Below are 19,857 nucleotides of genomic sequence, written 5' to 3' on the forward strand. Positions count from 1 at the left end.
GTGAGTAACGCGTATGGAATGCCCATTGTCGCCATTCTCGGCGACGGTCAGTTGGCACGCATGATGCAAACCGAGGCCATCGAGCTCGGCATTGAAACCCGTCTGCTGGCCCGAGAGCCCGACGCATCCGCGGCACAGGTAATTGCGGATGTGCGCATCGGCGATTACACCAACCTCGGCGACGTCGAGTCGATTGCGAAGGGTGCAGATGCGGTCACCTTCGACCACGAGCATGTGCCGAATGAGCATGCACAATTGCTTATCGACGAAGGCGTTGTCGTCGAGCCACGCCCAAACGCTCTTCTTTACGCCCAGGACAAGCTGGAGCAGCGTCGCCGCCTGAAGGCACTTGGCGCCCCGGTTCCCGAGTTCGCTCCCATTAATACTGAGGCGGATGCGGAGGCCTTCTGGAACGTCGTCAACGGGGAGGTCTGCGTCAAGGCCACCCGCGGGGGGTATGACGGGCATGGCGTTTGGTTCCCGGCGTCGATAAGCGAAATGCTCGACTTGGTGCGAACCGTTGATGTCCCACTGATGGCCGAGCGAAAAATCGGCTTCGACCGCGAGCTTTCCGCGATGGTGGCGCGCAACCGCTCGGGTGAGGTGAGGGCGTGGCCGGTTGTGGAATCGCGGCAGGAAGGCGGCGTGTGCCGCGTGGCCATCGCGCCGGCGCCAGGCTTGGATCCGGAGTTGGCACGCGAATGTGAGCAGTTGGCGTGCCGGATTGCCGAGGAGCTCGACGTGACCGGTGTGCTGGCAGTCGAACTGTTTGAGACGGACGGGCGTGTGCAAGTCAATGAGTTGGCGATGCGCCCGCACAACACCGGCCACTGGACCCAAGACGGCTGTGTCACCAGCCAGTTCGAGCAGCACCTGCGTGCGGTACTCGACTGGCCGCTCGGCGCGACGACGCCTACCGCCCCGGTGACCGTCATGGTGAACACGCTCGGCGGCGAAGCACGCCCCGAGATGCCGGTGGCGCAGCGGGTAGCCGAAGTGATGCGCCGTCACCCGCAGGCGAAGGTGCACCTGTACGGCAAGGATTTTCGTGCCGGGCGAAAACTGGGCCATATTAACGTGGCCGCCGAATCGCTGGACGAGGCGCTGACGGTTGCTGAAGACGCAGCGCATTTCATTGTCCACGGCACGTGGCGCGACGCTGCGCACACCGCGAACAACGCAAAAGGAGAGTAAAGCATGCAGCCGCAGGTTGGTTTGATCATGGGGTCGGATTCCGACTGGGACACCATCGCACCCGCCGCCGAGGTGCTCAGCGAGTTCGAAGTGCCGTTCGAGGTTGGCGTGATTTCTGCGCACCGCACGCCGGTGAAGATGCTGGCGTACGCCAAGCACGCGCACGTGCGCGGGGTGAAGGTGATTATCGCGTGTGCCGGCGGCGCGGCGCACCTGCCGGGCATGGTGGCGGCCGCGACACCGCTGCCGGTAATCGGTATTCCCCGGGCGTTGGCTGACCTGGACGGGTTGGACTCGCTGCTGTCGATCGTGCAGATGCCGGGTGGGGTGCCGGTAGCTACCGTGTCCATTGGCGGCGCGAAGAATGCGGGCCTGCTTGCCGTGCGCATCCTCGGCGCCGGTGATCCTGCACTGGTTGAAAAGATGGCGCGCTACCAGTCGGATCTCTCCTCCGAGGTGGAACGCAAGGACGAGGCGCTGCGAAAGCGTTTGATGGGTGAGTAAGCGCCCAATCGTGGTGCTCGGCGCCCGAGTGATCGACGGGCGCCCGTCACGCATGCTTCAAGCTCGCTTATCGACGGCCATGGGTGTCTACCGGTCTGCCCCGCGACCGATCGTCGTCAGTGGGTGCGGTGAAGCTGAACCGATGGCTGCTTGGCTGGTGGAGCACGGGGTGCCTGCGGCTGATGTGGTGTTAGAGCCGCTGGCGCGCTCGACGAATGAGAACCTCGAGCGCGCGTGGGCGATGTACCCGGATGCGGAGCGCCTAACGGTGGTCACCAGCGCGTTTCATGTCGCTCGCACGCGAGTGTGGGCGTGGCACCTGCAGATCCCGGTCGAGGTCGTGTCTGCGCCGATGCCGCCGGGGCGGCCGCTGAAGAATCTCAAGCAGTACGCCCGGGAGCTGATTGCGGTGCCGCATTCCTTGGCTCGGGTGTTGTGGCGGCGTGTGATGCGTCGGGTGCGGGCGGGGCGGTAACGGGTTCCGGGGTAGCCGGCTCTGGGCCAACCGGTTTCGGACCGCCGCCAGCATTCCAGGTGAGCCAACGCCATGCCTTCTCCAAAGGGCCTTGGCCAAAGTATTTGAGCCACAGCGTTGAAAGCAGCGACTGGACGACCAGCATCGCGGCCATCACCGCGAATCCGGTGAGGAACATGTCGTTGGTGACCACATCCGGGAGCCGCGGGATGCCCAGGGCGATGCGTGCGCCGATGATCACGAACGTAGCCACGATGTAGTTCGTCAGCGCCATGCGGCCAAGCGGCGCGAACACGGCACCAAGGAATGGACGCAGGGGAGTGCGGACAAGCACCACGGCGAGGGCCGCCCACGTCGCGGCGTACACCAAACCTGCCACTGACGCGACGAAGGGATACTGCTGCGTGCCGTAGCTGGAGTACTGCAAGTACTCCATGGCTGCGGTGAGAGGCAAAAGGCCGATCAGGGCGTAGGCGGCGGGTGTCGGGTCTTGATCAAGCCGCATCGGCAGCGACCATTCGGCGAACGCGAACCCGAGCAGTAACAGACCCGGAATCACCAGGATGCCTCCCAGCGGCGCTCCCGCCAGCGTGAGAATCACGCCGAGCCACGTCGCGATGGTGCGTCGCCGTTGGGTGTCTCGCACGAAGGTGAGGGGAAAGAGCACAACGAATCCGAATTCCGCATAGAACATCAGCGCCTCTCCTGGGTGCAGGAATTGGTGGGCGATACCGAGCAGCAGGAGCGGGGCAAGACGGCGGGCCATTACCCGCGGCTCGCTCACACCACGCCGTCGAGCACTTTGCATGATCATGCAGAACCCGATACCGAAGAGGAAGGTGAACACAGGGAAGAAGCGCTGGCGGGCCAGCAGATCGAGCCACATGTACGCTGGCGTCTCCGCATCCGGATTGGGGTAGAGGATCCACTGCTGCTGCACGTTCACAAATGCAATGCCGCACAAGGCGATCCCGCGCACAACGTCGAGGGACAGCATGCGGTTAGAGATGGAGGTATTCGATGTACGCATACTCTCTACCTCACTGGGACGCGAAGTGAAACGCAATGGTGTGCGCACTCTATTGTCGGTAGCGCCAGCACTACCATTGGGCCAGCGGGTTACCTTGCTGTATCGCGCGGCGCTCTCTGTCTGCCCAGCACAAATGACCAGCTCAGAACCGAGCCTGTGGATAACTCGGCGGTGTCTCAGGACTTATCCACAGGCTGGAGGGTCGTGCCCTTCCGTTCAACGCAAATCGCGTTTAGGGTGCGCAGCATGAACAACTTCCACGATTTCCTCCACGCGATATCAGCAGCAGCGCTGGACACTCTGGTGGGCTTCGACCGGCAGGCTGCACTCGACGCCGGCGTTGACCCGTCCAGGGCGAAAGCCTGGGCTGAACTCCACGACGTTTACTTCGGAACCACCAACTCACCCCAAAAGCAGCGGCTCGCTGGTGAAAAGGCCAGGCGACACGGCTTCTCCCTCGACCAGCTGGCGCTGCTGGAGCGGCGCCTCAGACCCATCAAACACGCCCGCACTCGGATGAAGCTGCGTCTCGCCCTGCTCGACGCAAAATGCACGTACAAAAAGCTCAGCGAACTGGCAAACAAGCTAATCCCGAAGACACCGCCGGAACCGCCGCGGAAACAGGTGAGCTTCACGCGCTCTCGTCAAGGGTACCGAACCATGCGGGTCACAGCGGACGAGCGTGACCTGGCCGACCTTGAGCATGCTCTGCGCGCTGATCTCGACTCGACAAAACCCATTGCACAACAGATGTTGGAGCGTTTCCTCGAACTCATGCGTGGCGACGGAACGGGCGTACCCAAGGCGGTGCCCCGCCCGTTACTACTCATCCCGTTACCGGAGTGGATCAAGGTGCTGCGCGACGAGGGCGACGACACGGTGCTCGGGCTTAGCGACGGCACGACGATCACTGGTGCCGAATACCTGAACCGGCACCACGCAACCGTCGAAAATGGCCTTGAGGCTGCTCTCTTTCACCCGGAGGAAGGGCCGGTGAACCTCTACCGCGATCAGCGTTTTGCGAACCAAAAGCAACGCGATCTCGCGCGGGCGACGCTCACGATGTGCCCGGTGCCGGATTGTCGCCAGTCAGCCGACTCCTGCGAGATCAACCACATCAGGGCGTGGAAGCATGGCGGCGAAACGAATCTGAACAACCTCGCCCCGCTATGCCGGTACCACAACAGGGTCAATGATGATGACCCTGAGCGCGCCCGGCGCGGCCGCATTGAGTACGTCAGCGGCACGCCGGTATGGCACTCGCCGCGTGGCTACCGCGCCACCAACACGCACCATCCGTACGGAGCGATGCAGACCTTGTTCGGTTAGCGGTAGACCAAGCCACCGTCGGTGAGGATCGCCTGACCGGTGATGTAGTCCGAGTCCGGCGAAGCCAAGAACGAAACCAGGTTGGCCACGTCCTCCGGGGTTTGAGCGCGCCCAAGCGCAATGCCCTCGACGTTCTCCTTGTACGTCGCACCCAGCTCTGCACCGGTTAGCTCATGGAACCGGCGGTCAATGTCTTCCCACATGCTGGTGCCCACGATGCCAGGGCAGTACGCGTTCACAGTGATTCCGTCCTTGGCGTACTCCTGGGCGGCGACCTGGGTTAGGCCGCGGACTGCAAACTTGGAGGCCGAGTATGCACCGAGGATCGGGAATCCATCGTGTCCAGCGATCGAGGATGCGTTGATGATCTTGCCCCCGTGGCCGCGCTCCTTGAATTTCGCGGCTGCGGCCTGAATGCCCCAGAGGACACCCTTGACGTTGATGTCAAAGAGCGCGTCAACTTCCCCGTCCTCGATCTCCGCAATCGGCTGGACCTGGGCGATACCGGCGTTATTGACCATGATGTCAAAACCACCGAGCTCCTCTTCGGTGCGTGCGATGGCGGCGTAGATTTCGTCACGCTTCGACACGTCTGCACCAATTGCGATAGCTTTCCGGCCGAGCTGCGCAATCTGATCGACGGTTTCCGCGCAAGCGTTTTCCTCGAGATCGAGAACCGCTATGTCCGCGCCGTCCTGAGCTAGACGCAACGCTAAGCCTTGGCCGATGCCGCGGGCGGCACCAGTAACGAGGGCGACCTTGCCGTCAATTCCCTGAGTAGGCATGGTGTACTCCTTCCGTACCGTGATTGGTTGACACTTTCCACCGTACAGAAGCCTGTCCAACGCGGAACGTGGCGTTTACCACTCGTTTCCGCAACTCCAATAGCCGCGGCTACCACCCCGCCAGTACGCGAAGACGGCCGGTTAGCCCTTCACACCGCCGGCGGTCAGGCCAGAGACGATGCGGCGCTGGAACACCAACACCATGATGATTAGCGGGATGGTCACCAGGGACCCAGCCGCCATGATCGCGGCGTAGGGGTACTCAAACGCACTCGGGCCACTGAAGCGCGCGATGGCCACGGTCACTGGCTCCGTCTCGGTGGTCGAAAGCTGGCGCGCGAGCATGAACTCGTTCCACGTCGTGATGAACGCGATGATTGCGGTGGTGAAGATCGCCGGTGCGGCTAGTGGCAGTAGCACGAGGCGGAATGCCTGGCTGCGGGTTGCCCCGTCGACGCGCGCTGCCTCCTCGAGCTCCCACGGCAGCTGCTGAAAGAACGAGATGAGCGTGTATACCGTCAACGGAAGCGCAAAGGAGATGTTCGGGATGATCATCGCGCGGTAGGTGCCAATCCACCCTAGGTCCCCGAATAGCTGGAACAGGGGGGTCACCAGCGCGATGCCCGGGAACATCGAGGCAGCCAGGATGATGCCGGTGATGAAGCCCTTGCCGGGGAAATCGAGCCGCGCGAGTGCGTATGCGGTGAATACGCCGACGAGCACCGCGATCGCAGTTGTTGTCAGCGAAATGATCAGCGAGTTGCCGATCGCCCCGAGGAAGTCATTGCCCTTGTCCGTCGCCAGCGCGTCACGGAAGTTGTCGAGCGTGACGTGCGTCGGCCATGGAGTGGTGTCGAACGTGTGCCGTTTGTCGCGCAACGCGGTCACCAGCATCCAGTAGAACGGGGCAAGGCCCCAGATCATGATGAAGATGACGCCGAGGTAGTGACCAAGCTTTTTCATCGCGAAGCCTCCTCAAGTCGGGCATTCAATGCTTCTGCATCTTGAGCAGTTGCTTGTCGACGGTCCTTTGCTCCGTGCTTTTCTTCCTTCTTCTGCGTCCTCTTGGGTGTCCTCTTGGGTGTCCTCTTGGGTTCCCTGACGGCGCCACCCACATCGGCACCGAGGAACCGGATCATGATGAACGCGACCGCAAAAATGAGCAAGAAGATCAGCGTGGACAGGGCAGAAGCGGAGTTGAAGTTGTTTTGCCGCATGTCTTCGACCACCAGCTGCGAGATCGTTGCAGTGGGAGAGTTCGAGGAGCCGGAGATCATGATTACTGGGAGGTCGTACATGCGCAGTGCGTCGAGAGTGCGGAAGAGTACGGCCACCATCAGCGCCGGGCGTACGAGTGGCAGGGTGATGCGGGTGAATTGCTGCCACGTCGACGCTCCGTCGACACGCGCGGCTTCGTATACGTCTTTCGGAATCATCTGTAGTCCGGCGAGGATCAGCAGTGCCATGAACGGCGTGGTCTTCCATACGTCGGCGATGATGACGGCAAAACGCGCAGCCCACGGGTCAGTCGTCCAGGCAATGTTTTGACCCATCACAGAGTTGACGATGCCGCTGGGTGCGAACATGAATTGCCAAAGCTTCGCGGTCACTGCCGTCGGGATGGCCCAGGGGATGAGCACCGCCGCGCGGATGAGCGCGCGGGCCTTTGACGGGTGGTTCATGATGAGTGCCATTACCATGCCGAGGATCGTCTCCAACGCGACAGTGACCACGGTGAAGAACAGGGTGATTCGTACTGCTGGCCAGAAGTCGGTGGCAAGAACGCCGGGAGGGCAGGCGCCCACCACGCCGGATGGGCTCATGCACCGATTGGTGATCCAATAGAGGTAGTTTTCGAGGCCCGCGAACCCCCCGTCCACAAATACGCCGGTGGATGGGTCAAGGCGCCGGTTTCCTTGGAAGGACAGCCAAATCGCGCGCACGATCGGGTAGCCAATAACAATGGCAAGCACGATGAGGGCGGGTGCGATGAGGGCGTAGGCCTTTCCTTTGTCACCCTGCTTCTGGTTTCGACGTGAATTTGGCGCCTTCGTGCGCCGAGTGGTGCCAGGCTCAGTGATGGTACTCATGCCAGCCTTCGGATCTATTTGTTCCATTGGGGAGTAAACGGGCCAACGCCCGCACCGGATTTTAAACGGTTGCGGGCGTTGGGCGCGCCAGTTTGATGACCTGGTTCGCAGGTGTGTGAGTTTCCAGGTGAACTACTGGGGGGTGAACTACTGGGCCTGCTTGATGGCGGCAGCCATATCCTTGGTGGCGTCATCGACGCTCTTGCCAGAGGTAAGCGCTGCGTAAGCGTTGTCCTGGACGGCCTTGGAGATCGCCGGGTAGAACGGGGAAACTGGGCGTGGCTTCGCGTTTTCCAGGGATTCTTTCAATGCCGGCAGGTACGGATGCTCCTTGATCAGGTCTTCATTGTCGTAGATGGAGGCCAGCACCGGCGGGAAGGATGCTTCTGCGAAGGAAAGCTGATTCTCCTCTGAAATAATGAACTCGATGAAATCGCGGGCGGTTGCCTTGTGCTTGGAGTTCACATTGATGCCGTTGTTGTAGCCGCCGAGGGTAGACACGCCGACCCCCTTTTCTCCAACGAGTGGCTGCACCTCGAAGTTCAGGCCTGCTTCCTCGGAGTTGGAGTACATGTACGGCCAGTTGATGGCGAACGCGGTGTTGCCTTCGGTGAAGGCCAGGTTGGTCTCCTCTTCGGTTGCTGCAGTGGAGGCGGAGGCGATGGTGCCTTCCTTGTATGCATCAACAAGAGCTTGCAGGCCGGCCTTCGCCTCTGCGGATTCGACGGTCGGCTGTCCGGAATCGTCAATAACTTCGCCGCCCCAACCGTGGATGAAGTCGAGCGTGTTCACGGTGAGACCTTCATACTGCTTGAGCTGGGTGGTCAGGCAATCTGCGTCGCCTTCCATCGCCTCGCAGGCAGATTTGATGTCGGCGAAGGTGTCCGGTGCCTCCGGAATCATGTCCACGTTGCGGAACAGCAGCTGGCCGTTGGTGTTCTGCGGCAGGGCGTAGAGAGTGCCGTTGTAGGTTGCGGAGTCCACCGTGGATTGCAGCAGCTCGGACGTGTCGATCTTGTAGTCGCCCTCGAGCGGCTCGAGCCACTGGTTTGCGGCGAAGTCGGCGGTCCAGACAACGTCAAGCGCCATTACGTCGTAGTCGGAGTTACCGGCCTGCAGGGACTGCACGAGGGTGTCTCGCTGGTCGTCCGCCTCACCAGCGAGCTCACTGAGCGTGACTTCCTCGTCCGGGTGCTCTTCGTTCCACTTCTCAATGATCGGGATGACCTTGTCTGTGTCGTTCCGGCCCATAGCGAACGTAATGGGTCCGCGATCCTCGCCAGTAGCGGCCTTGTCGCCGTCTTTGGTGGACACGGCAGTCGCGGTGTCGGTTGCAGTTTTGGTCTCAGTGGTGTCGCCGTCGTTGGAGCAGGCCACCAAGGTGGCGGAGCTGAGTGCGAGAGCACAGATGGCAGCGCCAGTCTGGCGGGTTGCAAGCTTTTTCATACACAGACCTTTCGAATCGGAGGTGCCTTTAATCTAGAAGACCCAGGAATCCGAAAACGCCCAATTTGGTTGTTTACCCGACAATGGGGGTAGAGCTGGGGGAATGCCGGGAGATTAACCCGCAGTTAAGAATCGCGTTACCTTCTCTATCTGTGCGATCTCGTTCATCCGATTCGTCGAAACCAACCCGGCGGCAACTACCACCGAGCCCCCCGCAGCCAGGGGTGCGAGCACCGCATGTTCGAACTCATCCGTGGTGCTCCAGTGCGGCACCAAGTAGCGCTCGGCACCAAGCTCGTCCCGCGCAAATGTGCTGAGCTCCGGGCTTTCACCGAAGTACTGGTCGCCGTAGAAGCGGACGGTCGGCCCGAAGTCGATGGTGCCAGGGGGAAGGGCACCTCCGGCTTCCACAACGCCGCGACCGAACGCATCGTCAGAGACCACGACACAGTCGCACTCCGGAATGCCGTTCCAGGTGTCAGCGCCTGCAAGTGAGGTGAAGACGACGGTGGGGTTGTGCGTCGGACCGTCGAAACTCGGACCGTCGAAATTCGAACCGTCGAAACGCGGAATGCGCGAGGAGTTGTAAGTGCCGAGGGCGATGACCGTGGCCTGCCATGACACGGGCAGGTCAATGAGCACAGAGGAATCGTCTTCTAGCTCGAATTCCTCGTCGAGCAGGTTCGCGACCTTGCTTGCCCAGTTCTCTAGCGTCTGGCCCGAGAATTCCATGCGGGTGCCGCGCGCGTCGTTGTAAACGGTCAGGCGCGGCGATGCCGGGTCAGCGCGCAGGAGTGGGGAAAGCAGGCTCATGCCCGCCAGCGTAGACCAATTAATTCACGCAGCGCGGGCCCGAGCCGCCGGCGGTGATTTCGGGTGCGACCTCGGCCTCGCCGAAATCAGCGCCAGGCGTGCCGACGGGCTCTTGGAACTCAACCTGATTGTCAGCGTCAAGGGCGCCGGGCCCGGTGTAATCGTCGGCGATAACAAGGGCGATGCTGCCCGGTTCCAAGTTCGGGTTTGCGCTCACCGGCAGACCGCCGAGCGCGCGCGCCAGCTCCCGCGCGGCCGAATCATTCTCATCGGCTGCAACGACTTGGGAGAACGAGTAGAGGCCCTCCATCGCATTGGAAACGTCAACCACATTCACGTTTGCGGTTCGCAGGTGGTCTGCAACGGCGCTCGCCTGTCCCGAGATGGTGCCAGCGTTAAGTACGTAAACACCGTGACCTTGCAGCTGCGTGCCGATCGCCGGTGCCGTCGTCTGCGGCGTCGTTTCCTGCTCCTCGGGCGGATTCACCTGCTCATCCATAAACCGGTGCACCTGACCGACATCGACGGTGACGATGGATTCGCCAAGGTCGCCCACGCCGTTGACGGAGGTTACCGGAATGGTGGTGAAGGTGACATCGCCACCAGCCAAACCGGACATCTGCTGGGCAAAGCCCATGATGTCCCAACCCTGGTCCAGTGTGAGCGAGCGCTCGGCGGCATTCGCTAGGTCTCGCAGTCGCGCGGGATTGGTCAGGGTGCCAGCGGAAAGCGTCTTCTGCACTAGGGAAGCCATGTACGACTGCTGGCGGACAATGCGGTCGAGGTCGCCACGGGGCAGGTCGTGGCGCTGGCGTACGAACGACAGTGCCTGGGCGCCGCTGAGCGTCTGCACGCCTGCGGGGAAATCGGCACCTGAAAGCGGCTCCTGCACGGCCTCGTTCAAGCACACTTCGACGCCGCCGACCGCATCGGTGAGCAGAGCAAAGCCGAGAAGCCCGACCTGCGCGTAGTGGTCGACTTCCACCCCGGTGAGATCGGCAACCGCCTCGATGAGCCCCTCCTGGCCTGCGCGGGCAACCTGCTGCTCAAGGGCCTTGCCCTCGGACATGCCGGATTCCGTGAGTTCTTCACGCTTTTCCAACGCGTGCGCGCCGTACACACCGTTGATCTTGAGATTGCCGTAATCATCCGTGTGCACGTACGTGTCGCGGGGGATGGAGACCGCCGTTGCGCGCGAGCCGTCTTCCGGAATGCGAACAACCATGATCGTGTCAGTATTAATCTCGCCGTCTGCGATGCCAGCGTTGAGCCGCGCTAACTCCTCCTCGGACAGCGGGTTGCCCTGGGCATCGGTGCGGGAATCGGAGCCAACAAGCAGGATGTCGACGGCACCGTCGAGGACTGCCTCGTTGCCTCCTTTACCTCCGTGGCGCTGAGACTGGAGCTCCAGCTCGGATGCGCTGAGCTGGTTGCTGAGCCGCCCCACGGTGGCATAACCGACACCGGAAACAAGGATCGCTGCAGCTGAAAGGAACGCGAGCACCCACTTCACGACGGGGTGTCCAACCTGGCTGACGTCCCTCACACGGGAGGGTGCCGGCTGGATGTCGCGAGCGCGCCTCGAGTTGTCCGTCACAGGCGGAGAGTATACGGCACCGCTAGCTATATCTTTGCGTTCGCTGAGTAAGCTATTGCCCATTGTGAATAAGGCAGCAAATGATGGGACTTTCGGTCAGGCCCCGCTCGCGGTGGTGGCCGTGACCTACTCTCCAGGGCGCCATCTGGAAGAGCTGGTCGCTTCTCTGGAGACGGCTACGAGCACTGGCACAGTATTACTGTGCGCGGATAACGGGTCGCGCGACGGCGCACCCCAGTCTGCGGCAGCAAACCACCCGACCGTCGATTGGTTCTCCACCGAGGGCAACATTGGTTACGGTGCGGCGATTAATGCGGCCGTCGCAAAGCTGCGGGCGAAACGGGATCGTGGCGAGATCAACCCGAATTACTTTTTGGTGGCCAATCCGGATGTGACGTTCGCTGAAGGGGCCGTCGATAAGCTTTTGTTCTGTCTTGACCGGGCCCCGCGGGCTGGTGCTGCCGGCCCGCGCATCGAGGAGGCTGATGGTTCGACATACCCGAGCGCGCGCGAAGTGCCCGGGCTGGTGACGGGGATTGGCCACGCGCTGCTCGGGCAGGTGTGGCCGCGCAATCCGTTCACCGCTCGCTATCGGGCAGGTGCGGATATGTCGGTGCAGCGTACAGCGGGCTGGCTTTCCGGCTCGTGCCTCCTGGTGCGATGGGAAGCGTTTGAAGAAATCGGCGGCTTCGATGAGCGCTATTTCATGTACCTCGAGGACATCGATTTCGGCGATCGACTCACCCGTGCGGGGTGGGAAAATCTGTATTGCCCTGCGTCGGTGATCCAGCATGACCAGGGCCACGCAGCGCACAAACATGCAAGGGTGACGGTGCCGGCGCACCACGAATCTGCGTTCCGTTTCCAGCGCGACAGGCACCCGCACTGGTGGCAAGCGCCGATCCGTGGGGCGCTGTGGCTGGGGTTGCAACTGCGCAGCGTCGTGTCGTTGCGTCGCGGGGCAAAGCCGTAGCAGGCAGAGTAGAGAGCAAACAGCAGAGGATCTTGGAGCGAGGAAACAGCATGGTTGAACACACCACTGAAACGCGTGCCGCTGAAGTTGATGCGGTGATCTTGGTCGGCGGGCAGGGCACACGGCTGCGGCCGCTCACGGTTTCCACGCCGAAGCCGATGCTGCCGACGGCGGGTCATCCGTTCTTGAGCCACCTGCTGGCGCGCATCGCGAAGGCCGGTATGCGACACGTGGTGTTGGGTACTTCTTACAAGGCGGAGGTGTTCGAGGAGTACTTCGGCGACGGCTCGGAGCTTGGCCTGGAGATCGAGTACGTCGTGGAGGAGGAGGCGCTGGGCACCGGCGGCGCGATCCGCAACGTATACGACCGCCTGCGCTACGACACTGCGATGGTGTTCAACGGTGACGTGCTCTCGGGTGCGGATCTCGGCGCGATTCTGAACACGCACATTGAGGGCGACGCGGATGTGACCCTGCATCTCGTGCGGGTGCCGGATCCGCGCGCGTTCGGTTCGGTACCGACCGACGCGGAGGGGCGCGTGCTCGAGTTCCTGGAGAAGACGGAGGATCCGCCGACCGACCAGATCAACGCCGGCTGCTACGTGTTCAAACGCGAGGTGATCGCGGGCATCGATGCCGGACGCGTGATCTCCGTTGAGCGCGAAGTGTTCCCGGGCTTGCTTTCCGACGGCGCGCGGGTCCTCGGCCACGTCGATTCCTCCTACTGGCGCGACATGGGTCGCCCAAGCGACTTCGTGCAGGGCTCATCGGACTTGGTGCGCGGTATCGCGTACTCGCCGTTGCTGGAGGGCAAGACGGGCGAATCGCTTGTCGACGCCTCGTCTGGCGTGTCTGGAGGGGTCATTCTCGTCGGAGGCACGTCGATTGGGCGCGGCTGCGTCATCGGTGCCGGCTCGCGTATCGACGATTCGGTGTTGTTCGATGGCGTGACGGTGGAGCCCGGAGCCGTCGTGCGCAATTCCATCATCGCCGCGGGAGTGCGCATCGGGGCGAACGTGCGCATCCAAGATTGCGTGATCGGCGAAGGTGCGTCCATCGGCGCACGGTGCGAGCTTGAGGGCGGCATGCGCGTCTGGCCAGGCGTGAATATTCCCGACTCCGGAGTGCGTTTCTCACCCGATGCATAAGCGACACGCCGGATCGGTCAACTTGTGACCTAGTGCGGGGGCGGGTACTACATATTGTACCCCCTCCGTTCACCCCCGGGAGGGTCCTAACGATACTCCTGTGACTGGTGTGACTCAGGAGGTTGTTTTGCTGGGATATCCATAAGATTGAACCAAGATCTCCCTACCAAGGTTGCAGTCATTTGGCGTTCCGGTGTCTAATCGCATTGGTGTAAGTCACCGCAGTCAGCACCGGCCTTTACCAGCGGGTTGGCGCAGGCAAACGGCGAAAATGTAATTGATATTCTTCGACAACGGAAGCAAGGGAGGGCGTGAAGGCTATGGCTGATGACGCCATTCTCCGTGGCGCTGCCGCGGGAGGAATGACCCTGGATGAGCTGTTCGGCACCGTCGAGCAGGAGTGGCAAGACCAAGCGCTTTGCGCCCAGACCGACCCGGAGGCGTTCTTCCCTGAAAAGGGTGGTTCGACCCGTGAAGCGAAGCGCATCTGCAAAGCGTGCGCGGTGCGAGACGAGTGCCTCGAGTACGCGCTTGAGCACGACGAACGCTTCGGGATCTGGGGCGGGCTGAGCGACCGCGAGCGCCGCCGCCTGAAGAAGCAGCTGGGTTAGCTTACGCTGCGACTCGCATTGGAGCTGAGCACCACAAACTGAAGCTCAGCACCACAACCTATTGTGGCTACCAGGGAAAGTCCGGATCGACATCTCGGGGGTCGAGATTCAGGTAGTTCGCCACCAGAGCAGTCAGGATCCAAGTGAGCAGCTCGGAGCGTTCTGCGGGGGTACGCGACCGCTGCTCCACAGGGCGGCGAAACACAACAAACCTCGCTCGGGTGGGGTTTCCATAGCGGTCAACGCCGGCTTGTAGCACGCGCCCAAGGGGGACTGGGCCGTCGGCGACAATCTCATCCGGCAGCACCGACATATCAGCGCGCAGGCGCATCCGAGGAATGGTGTCCACCGCTAGATCTACTCCGGAGAGCTGATCAAAATACGCGTTGTGCAGCGGCGCATAGGTCTCCAGCACCAACTGGTCAAATGCCATAGAGCGTGTCCGATATCGTGGCACACCCACAGGAAGCACCGGCCCGCGTACGCCGCGTCCGTGCCGGTCGCGGCCAGGGCGCAGGTGTAGCGGTGCGTTCGAAGATCCGGGGTGCATAGCACCCAATGCTAAGACTCGCGCTCGACGCACAGACCCCGGCACGCCGCACCTCCACTACACAAAACTCAAGCCGGGGTTTAGACTTGGCCAGCGTGAATACTTTCCGTCGATGCTGCCGGCCAGGGTGCGGCCGGCCCGCTGTAGCCACGCTCGTTTACGCCTACGCGGAATCGACGGCGGTTGTCGGCCCCCTCGCGCCGGTCGCCGACCCGCACGCATGGGACCTCTGTGAGCGCCACTCCGCGCACATCACTGCCCCAGTCGGGTGGGAGATGGTGCGCGTCGAGCAGATCGACATCACTGACGACGAGCTGGATGCCATGGACGACGCCGACCTCACCGCGCTGGCAGAGGCGGTCCGCGAGGCGGGCCGCGTCACTACCGGCCTCGTGGACACTTCCCAGGACCCCATTGAGTACGGCGCCACCCACGATTTCAACGATCCGGAGACCTCGAACCACCCGGTTCACCGCACAAAGCGCGTGGAAGAGCAGGCGGCGGCTGACCGGGCCGCGCGCCGCTCGCACTTGCGCATCGTGCCAGACCCCGCTGACCCGTCTGCAACAAACGGCGCGTCTGCTTCGACCCGCCAGGATCCGGGGGGCCAGGCGGACTAAGCTATCCCGCATGTCTGTTTACAGCGAAGGCACTCTGAACAAGGTCATCAAGGCCTATGACATCCGCGGCGTGGTCGGTGAAACTATCGACGAGGCGTTCGTCCGCGACGCCGGCGCCGCGTTCGCCCACATCCTGCGCGAGGAAGGCGAGCGCCGCATCGCGGTGGGCTACGACATGCGTCCGTCCTCGCCCGCACTTGCGGCGGCGTTCGCTGAGGGTGCCACCGCCCAGGGACTCGACGTCATCGACCTCGGGCTGACTTCCACCGACGAGCTGTACTTTGCCGCCGGCACGCTGAACTGCGCCGGTGCCATGTTCACCGCGTCGCACAACCCGGCTCAGTACAACGGCATCAAACTCTGCCGCGCCGGCGCAACCCCGGTCTCCACTGACACCGGGCTCGCACGCATGAAGCAGTTGCTTATCGACGGCATCCCGGCTTACGAGGGCGGTCAAGGGGGCGTCGATAAGCAAGATCTGCTTCCTGACTACGCGAAGTTCTTGCGAGACCTGGTGCCTCTGAGCCGACCGCTGACCATTGCTGTGGATGCGGCGAACGGCATGGCGGGGCTGACGGTGCCTGCGGTGCTGGGCGACATGGATGTGCGCGGGTTGTATTTTGAGCTCGATGGCACGTTCCCGAACCACGAAGCGAACCCGCTGGACCCGAAGAACCTGGTTGATCTGCAGCGTTTCACGGTGGAGCAGGGGGCGGACCTCGGCCTGGCGTTCGACGGAGACGCGGACCGCTGCTTTGTGGTGGATGAGAAAGGCAACCCGGTCTCGCCGAGCGCGATCACGGCGCTGATTGCTACGCGCACGCTGGAGCAGCACCCGGGCGCGACCATCATTCACAACCTGATTACCTCGCACGCGGTGCCAGAGATCGTGACCGAGCTTGGTGGCACTCCGGTGCGCACTCGCGTCGGCCACTCCTACATCAAGGCCGAGATGGCGCAGCGCCAGGCGCTGTTCGGCGGCGAGCACTCGGCGCACTACTACTTCGCGGAGTTCTTCAACGCGGATTCCGGGTTGGTGGCGGCGCTGCACGTGCTCGCGGCGCTGGCGGACCAGGATCAACCGCTGAGCGAGCTGATGGCGGAGTTTGACCGCTACGAGGCTTCCGGCGAGATCAACTCCGAGGTGGCCGACCAGGACGCGGCGACCCAGCGTGTGCTTGACGCGTTCGCGGATCGCACTGCCGAGATTGACCGGCTCGATGGCGTGACCGTGCAGCTTGCGGATACCCCTGCGTGGTTCAACGTGCGCGCCTCCAACACCGAGCCGCTGCTGCGTCTGAACGTGGAGGCGCCGACCCGCGAGGAGGTCGACGCGCTGGTGAACGAGATTCTGGAGCACATCCGCGCGTAAGCTCGCCGCCATGGACTATTACGAGGGTGCCGCGCACTATGATCGTGAGACGGTGCGCTTTTTCGATGTCGCTCACGAGGGCGCGCAACTGCGCGGTGTGTCGGGATCGCTCGACGCGCTCACGCGACTGCGTGGCATGAACCCGCGGTCCGTTGTTGTGGTGGGGACGGATCAGATTGCGTTGGCCGCCGCGCGTGCGATGGTCGAGCTGCGCACTCCAGTGCCGCTGCCGGTAGTGGTTACCGACACGCTGCCGAGCTACGTCGGGGCGCTCGATGTGGTGGTCATGGTCGGTGATGCGGCCGCGCGCGAGCAAGATCTCAAAGGGTTGCTCTCCGCAGCCAGCCGCGGGTGCGAAACAATCCTCGCTGGTCCCGGCAGGGGGCCATTGCTTGACGACGCCCCGCCGCAGACCACCATCATCCCAGCCCTTCCCACGGCCGCGGGTGCTTCCCCAGCGCGCACCATGGGCGTGGTTGGGGCCGTCCTGGACGCGCTGACGGGTGATGTCGAGGAGATCACGCAGGCCCTCGAGGTGGTCGCCGATGAGGTGGATCGCGAACTTGAGTCGCTCTCGCCGGAGCGCGACGAGACCATGAATCCGGCACGTCAGCTGCGCGCGTTCGCGGCGGATTCGCGGGTGCTGCACACAGGGACGAGTCGCTGCGGCGCGACCATTGCTGCGCTGATCGCGGATCTGTGGTCCGCCCGCGGCATCCCGTCAGGCTTCGTCCACGCCGAGGAACTGCCGTTGGCCACCGAGTTTTCCCGCCCTGCCGGCGGGGTGGGCGCCAACGACATCTTTCACGACCCGTTCATTGATGGGCCGTTGGAGCTGGTACCGTTAAAGACCATTCTGTGGGCACAGCAGGCACAGCCCGACAGTGCTGCTGCGGGCGAGTCTGCCGTGCCCAATTTGCGTGTCGAAGCAGTTGAGGCCGTAGGTCTTGGCGACACGGCGCAAGCCCTCCGCCTTATCACCCGCGCCTACGCCGCGACTGCGCTCGACGATCCGACTGCGTGAGTTGCTGCTCGCAGGAGGAGTCAAAGAGAGCCAGAGATAGAAGGAGATGTCGGATGCAGCTGCTCGAGGGGACACTTCGAACCTACCCCTGGGGTTCGCGCACCCTACTCGCAGAGCTCCGCGGCCTTCCCGCGCCGAGCCCGACACCGGAGGCTGAACTGTGGTTCGGTGCCCACCCGGCTGCGCCGTCGATGCTCGGCGGGCACCCGCTAGACGACATCATTGCCGCCGACCCCGAAGCTGCACTCGGCGCGCGAGTGGCGGGGGAGTACGGCAACCAGCTGCCGTTCCTGGTCAAGCTCCTCGCAGCTGGCGAGCCGCTCTCCATCCAGGCGCACCCGTCGCGTGAACAGGCGCAGGAGGGATTCTCCCGCGAGAACTCGCAAAATATCGCCCTCGACGATTCACGCCGCAACTACAAGGACCCGAACCACAAGCCGGAGCTAATTGTCGCTCTCACGCCGTTCCGGGCGCTCGCCGGATTCCGCCCCACGGAGCGCACCCAGCAATTGTTTGCCACACTCGGCGGGTTGGATCGCTACAGCTCCATGCTTGTCACAGACCGCCCCGAGGAGGGCCTGCGGGCAGTGTTCACCACGCTCATTTCACTCCCCACAACGTTGCGCATGAGCGTGCTTAACGACGTCAAGGCTGGCGCGGAGACCACCACCAACTCGGGGGCTGAACCGTGGATCGTCGATGTTGCGCAAACCTTCCTGCAGCTGACCGACCGTTACCCGGGCGACGTTGGCGCACTTGCTGCACTGATGCTAAACCTGGTCACGCTCGAACCGGGCGAGGCGCTCTACCTGGACGCGGGGCAGCCGCATGCCTACCTGTCCGGGCTTGGCGTCGAAGTGATGGCGAACTCAGACAACGTGCTGCGCGGCGGGCTGACTTCGAAGCACGTCGATGTCCCCGAGCTTGCGCGAGTGCTCAATTTCGCAGCACTCGAGCGCCCGCACGCCAAGTCGACGAAAAATGGTGGGGCGGAGCATTTTGAGCTCCCAATTGAGGACTTTCGCGTCAGCCGCCACACCTTAGCCAACGGCGACACTTTGCAGGTTGACACGGACGGCCCCGCAATCGTGCTGTGCACCGCTGGACGAGCGGCGATCGGCGACTTGGAACTCCAACCAGCGCAGGCCGCGTGGATCCCCGCCGCCGAACCATCGGTAGCGTTCACTTCCACCGGCGATACGCCCGCTGAGCTGTTTTTGGTCAGCGCCTAGGACGCTTCTGCCGGCGCGGTCTCACCTTGCGGCGCGGGTGCCGATTCCAGCTGTGCGGTCTCCGCAACGGATGGTGTGACGGTCGGCGCCACCGACGGCGTCATGGTCGGTGCCACCGATGGCACCATCGGTGCCGGAGTCGCTGACTCACGGCTGGTGTCGGATGATGCTGGCGCGCGTCCTTCGTTCGTTACCTGCTCACTGCCCGCGTTTGTGCGCATTTCGTCGTGGGCCTCGGAGTCAGGGCGGGGGTGCTCAACCTGCTCTTGTGGTGGAGCTGGGTCCGGCGTGGTTGCCGGGCCCGGTTCGGCCGGTGCGCTTGTCTGCACACCGTCCGCAGGAGTGCTCGGCGGGGTGGTGACCCCATTCGTGTCAGGCGTCTGTGCAGTTGCAGTTGCAGTTGCTGGTCCAGGTGCTGGTTCGGTCGCGTCGCCTCCGCTCGCGGTTGGCGGAACCACATTCGTCGGGCGGTAGATGGCGGTCGGCGCAGTAGACCTCGGCGCGGAAGTCACCGCAAGCGGCGGCGCGTACGGGTCCGACTCCATTCGGTAGTTCGGGTTGGGGCGGCCTGGCGCGTTGTTGAGAAGCGCCTCTCCTTCGATGCCGTAGACCCCGGAGGTCGGTGGGAGCCCGGAGTCGGCGAGCGTCTGCGATGTCAACGCGAGGGTCGAATGACCGGCTCCAGAACGTGACGCCGAGTTCGCGGATTCGCTACCTTCTGTGTCGCTTGCTGCGCTGCTGCGGGAGGACTTGGGAGAAGTGGTCTGTTCCACGGTCGCAGTGTCTGCTGCGTAGCCGGCGGTACTGGTTCGTCCAGGGGTCGACGCGCCCCACACGGCGAAACCCACAATCACTGCGATGGCAAGGCCGATCGCCATGAACGCGCCAACTCCGCGGCGGCTACCGTTCATGGTGAGACCTCCTTTGTGCTAATTGCTCAGACCCCGTTCAGTTACGAAATGATAACGGGCTGCGCGTCAAGTCGAAAGTGTGCTCACCCTACCGCGCGCTATATGTGACTGTAATCACGTTTTTGGAGTCCCGAAATCGGGGGAAACCCTAGC

General features: G+C 63.0%; 20 protein-coding genes. 11 read left to right on the forward strand and 9 right to left on the reverse strand.

The features are described 5' to 3' along the window. Genes CGLAUT_RS02735 through CGLAUT_RS02745 form a run of 3 tightly spaced genes read left to right on the forward strand, consistent with a single transcriptional unit; the run spans nt 1 to nt 2,173 of the window. The gene (locus tag CGLAUT_RS02735; protein ID WP_301925399.1) at nt 1-1,194 is read left to right on the forward strand and encodes a 5-(carboxyamino)imidazole ribonucleotide synthase; all 1,194 of its coding nucleotides are present in this window, start codon (nt 1-3) and stop codon (nt 1,192-1,194) included. A gap of 3 nt (nt 1,195-1,197) precedes the next feature. Beyond that, nucleotides 1,198-1,698, forward strand: a complete 501-nt coding sequence (gene purE, locus CGLAUT_RS02740; protein WP_095659368.1) for a 5-(carboxyamino)imidazole ribonucleotide mutase — start codon at nt 1,198-1,200, stop codon at nt 1,696-1,698. Then, entirely contained in the window at nt 1,691-2,173 is a 483-nt protein-coding gene (locus CGLAUT_RS02745; RefSeq protein WP_343898672.1) for a YdcF family protein, read from the forward strand. Before purE ends, CGLAUT_RS02745 begins: the two co-directional genes overlap by 8 nt. Here the strand turns inward: CGLAUT_RS02745 and CGLAUT_RS02750 are convergent. Continuing rightward, nucleotides 2,079-3,203, reverse strand: coding sequence for a DUF418 domain-containing protein (locus CGLAUT_RS02750; protein ID WP_290186164.1), 1,125 nt, complete (start codon nt 3,201-3,203; stop codon nt 2,079-2,081). The two genes, CGLAUT_RS02745 and CGLAUT_RS02750, sit on opposite strands and share 95 nt — an antisense overlap. Before the next feature lie 246 nt (nt 3,204-3,449). Here CGLAUT_RS02750 and CGLAUT_RS02755 point away from each other — a divergent pair, with 246 nt between their 5' ends. Further along, the gene (locus tag CGLAUT_RS02755; protein ID WP_290186166.1) at nt 3,450-4,532 is read left to right on the forward strand and encodes an HNH endonuclease signature motif containing protein; all 1,083 of its coding nucleotides are present in this window, start codon (nt 3,450-3,452) and stop codon (nt 4,530-4,532) included. Here the strand turns inward: CGLAUT_RS02755 and CGLAUT_RS02760 are convergent. From CGLAUT_RS02760 to CGLAUT_RS02785, 6 genes are all read right to left on the reverse strand, one after another. Further along, on the reverse strand, nt 4,529-5,317 hold the full coding sequence (locus CGLAUT_RS02760; protein ID WP_095659371.1) for an acetoin reductase: 789 nt from the start codon (nt 5,315-5,317) through the stop codon (nt 4,529-4,531). The genes CGLAUT_RS02755 and CGLAUT_RS02760 overlap by 4 nt on opposite strands. A gap of 141 nt (nt 5,318-5,458) precedes the next feature. After that, nucleotides 5,459-6,280 (reverse strand): carbohydrate ABC transporter permease, encoded by an 822-nt coding sequence (locus tag CGLAUT_RS02765; RefSeq protein ID WP_095659372.1) that lies wholly within the window; start codon nt 6,278-6,280, stop codon nt 5,459-5,461. Further along, entirely contained in the window at nt 6,277-7,407 is a 1,131-nt protein-coding gene (locus CGLAUT_RS02770) for a carbohydrate ABC transporter permease (protein ID WP_095659373.1), read from the reverse strand. The genes CGLAUT_RS02765 and CGLAUT_RS02770 overlap by 4 nt, the downstream gene beginning before the upstream one ends. A 147-nt stretch (nt 7,408-7,554) precedes the next feature. Next, the gene (locus CGLAUT_RS02775) at nt 7,555-8,853 is read right to left on the reverse strand and encodes an ABC transporter substrate-binding protein (protein ID WP_290186171.1); all 1,299 of its coding nucleotides are present in this window, start codon (nt 8,851-8,853) and stop codon (nt 7,555-7,557) included. 114 nt (nt 8,854-8,967) lie between these two features. Further along, nucleotides 8,968-9,666: a TIGR03089 family protein gene (locus CGLAUT_RS02780; protein ID WP_095659375.1), complete on the reverse strand. Its 699-nt coding sequence runs from the start codon at nt 9,664-9,666 to the stop codon at nt 8,968-8,970. 19 nt (nt 9,667-9,685) lie between these two features. Beyond that, on the reverse strand, nt 9,686-11,263 hold the full coding sequence (locus CGLAUT_RS02785) for an LCP family protein (protein ID WP_290186173.1): 1,578 nt from the start codon (nt 11,261-11,263) through the stop codon (nt 9,686-9,688). A 55-nt stretch (nt 11,264-11,318) separates the two neighbouring features. Between CGLAUT_RS02785 and CGLAUT_RS02790 the strand changes: the two genes are divergently transcribed. The 3 genes from CGLAUT_RS02790 to CGLAUT_RS02800 all read left to right on the forward strand — a co-directional run bounded on the left by CGLAUT_RS02790 (nt 11,319) and on the right by CGLAUT_RS02800 (nt 13,995). Further along, nucleotides 11,319-12,236: a glycosyltransferase family 2 protein gene (locus CGLAUT_RS02790; RefSeq protein ID WP_415877141.1), complete on the forward strand. Its 918-nt coding sequence runs from the start codon at nt 11,319-11,321 to the stop codon at nt 12,234-12,236. Between the two features lie 50 nt (nt 12,237-12,286). Then, nucleotides 12,287-13,384, forward strand: coding sequence for a mannose-1-phosphate guanylyltransferase (gene manB / locus CGLAUT_RS02795; protein WP_095659377.1), 1,098 nt, complete (start codon nt 12,287-12,289; stop codon nt 13,382-13,384). A 362-nt stretch (nt 13,385-13,746) separates the two neighbouring features. Further along, nucleotides 13,747-13,995 carry a WhiB family transcriptional regulator gene (locus tag CGLAUT_RS02800; RefSeq protein ID WP_187370955.1) on the forward strand — a complete coding sequence of 83 codons (249 nt, stop codon included), beginning with the start codon at nt 13,747-13,749 and terminating at the stop codon, nt 13,993-13,995. Nucleotides 13,996-14,062: 67 nt separating this feature from the next. Here CGLAUT_RS02800 and CGLAUT_RS02805 read toward each other — a convergent pair whose 3' ends face one another. Continuing rightward, entirely contained in the window at nt 14,063-14,545 is a 483-nt protein-coding gene (locus CGLAUT_RS02805) for a metallopeptidase family protein (RefSeq protein WP_290186174.1), read from the reverse strand. Nucleotides 14,546-14,640: 95 nt separating this feature from the next. On the opposite strand from CGLAUT_RS02805, the gene CGLAUT_RS02810 reads away from it, so the two are divergent. The 4 genes from CGLAUT_RS02810 to manA are packed head-to-tail and all read left to right on the forward strand — an operon-like array spanning nt 14,641 to nt 18,793. Beyond that, nucleotides 14,641-15,165 carry a DUF3499 domain-containing protein gene (locus CGLAUT_RS02810; protein WP_232507168.1) on the forward strand — a complete coding sequence of 175 codons (525 nt, stop codon included), beginning with the start codon at nt 14,641-14,643 and terminating at the stop codon, nt 15,163-15,165. A 10-nt stretch (nt 15,166-15,175) separates the two neighbouring features. Continuing rightward, nucleotides 15,176-16,537, forward strand: a complete 1,362-nt coding sequence (locus CGLAUT_RS02815; RefSeq protein ID WP_290186175.1) for a phosphomannomutase/phosphoglucomutase — start codon at nt 15,176-15,178, stop codon at nt 16,535-16,537. 10 nt (nt 16,538-16,547) lie between these two features. Further along, on the forward strand, nt 16,548-17,561 hold the full coding sequence (locus CGLAUT_RS02820; protein ID WP_290186176.1) for a hypothetical protein: 1,014 nt from the start codon (nt 16,548-16,550) through the stop codon (nt 17,559-17,561). Nucleotides 17,562-17,614: 53 nt separating this feature from the next. Next, nucleotides 17,615-18,793, forward strand: coding sequence for a mannose-6-phosphate isomerase, class I (gene manA, locus CGLAUT_RS02825; protein ID WP_095659383.1), 1,179 nt, complete (start codon nt 17,615-17,617; stop codon nt 18,791-18,793). Here the strand turns inward: manA and CGLAUT_RS02830 are convergent. Further along, nucleotides 18,790-19,704 carry a hypothetical protein gene (locus CGLAUT_RS02830; RefSeq protein ID WP_095659384.1) on the reverse strand — a complete coding sequence of 305 codons (915 nt, stop codon included), beginning with the start codon at nt 19,702-19,704 and terminating at the stop codon, nt 18,790-18,792. The two genes, manA and CGLAUT_RS02830, sit on opposite strands and share 4 nt — an antisense overlap. Nucleotides 19,705-19,857: the final 153 nt, after the last annotated feature.

The organism is Corynebacterium glaucum, from assembly GCF_030408855.1.
Taxonomy (GTDB): domain Bacteria; phylum Actinomycetota; class Actinomycetes; order Mycobacteriales; family Mycobacteriaceae; genus Corynebacterium; species Corynebacterium glaucum.

Coding starts and splice junctions, on each gene's coding strand:
- purE (WP_095659368.1), top strand. CDS start 1,198: ATGCAGCCGCAGGTTGGTTTGATCATGGGGTCGGATTCCGACTGGGAC.
- CGLAUT_RS02750 (WP_290186164.1), bottom strand. CDS start 3,203: ATGCGTACATCGAATACCTCCATCTCTAACCGCATGCTGTCCCTCGAC.
- CGLAUT_RS02755 (WP_290186166.1), top strand. CDS start 3,450: ATGAACAACTTCCACGATTTCCTCCACGCGATATCAGCAGCAGCGCTG.
- CGLAUT_RS02760 (WP_095659371.1), bottom strand. CDS start 5,317: ATGCCTACTCAGGGAATTGACGGCAAGGTCGCCCTCGTTACTGGTGCC.
- CGLAUT_RS02765 (WP_095659372.1), bottom strand. CDS start 6,280: ATGAAAAAGCTTGGTCACTACCTCGGCGTCATCTTCATCATGATCTGG.
- CGLAUT_RS02770 (WP_095659373.1), bottom strand. CDS start 7,407: ATGAGTACCATCACTGAGCCTGGCACCACTCGGCGCACGAAGGCGCCA.
- CGLAUT_RS02775 (WP_290186171.1), bottom strand. CDS start 8,853: ATGAAAAAGCTTGCAACCCGCCAGACTGGCGCTGCCATCTGTGCTCTC.
- CGLAUT_RS02780 (WP_095659375.1), bottom strand. CDS start 9,666: ATGAGCCTGCTTTCCCCACTCCTGCGCGCTGACCCGGCATCGCCGCGC.
- manB (WP_095659377.1), top strand. CDS start 12,287: ATGGTTGAACACACCACTGAAACGCGTGCCGCTGAAGTTGATGCGGTG.
- CGLAUT_RS02800 (WP_187370955.1), top strand. CDS start 13,747: ATGACCCTGGATGAGCTGTTCGGCACCGTCGAGCAGGAGTGGCAAGAC.
- CGLAUT_RS02805 (WP_290186174.1), bottom strand. CDS start 14,545: ATGCACCCCGGATCTTCGAACGCACCGCTACACCTGCGCCCTGGCCGC.
- CGLAUT_RS02815 (WP_290186175.1), top strand. CDS start 15,176: ATGTCTGTTTACAGCGAAGGCACTCTGAACAAGGTCATCAAGGCCTAT.
- CGLAUT_RS02820 (WP_290186176.1), top strand. CDS start 16,548: ATGGACTATTACGAGGGTGCCGCGCACTATGATCGTGAGACGGTGCGC.
- manA (WP_095659383.1), top strand. CDS start 17,615: ATGCAGCTGCTCGAGGGGACACTTCGAACCTACCCCTGGGGTTCGCGC.
- CGLAUT_RS02830 (WP_095659384.1), bottom strand. CDS start 19,704: ATGAACGGTAGCCGCCGCGGAGTTGGCGCGTTCATGGCGATCGGCCTT.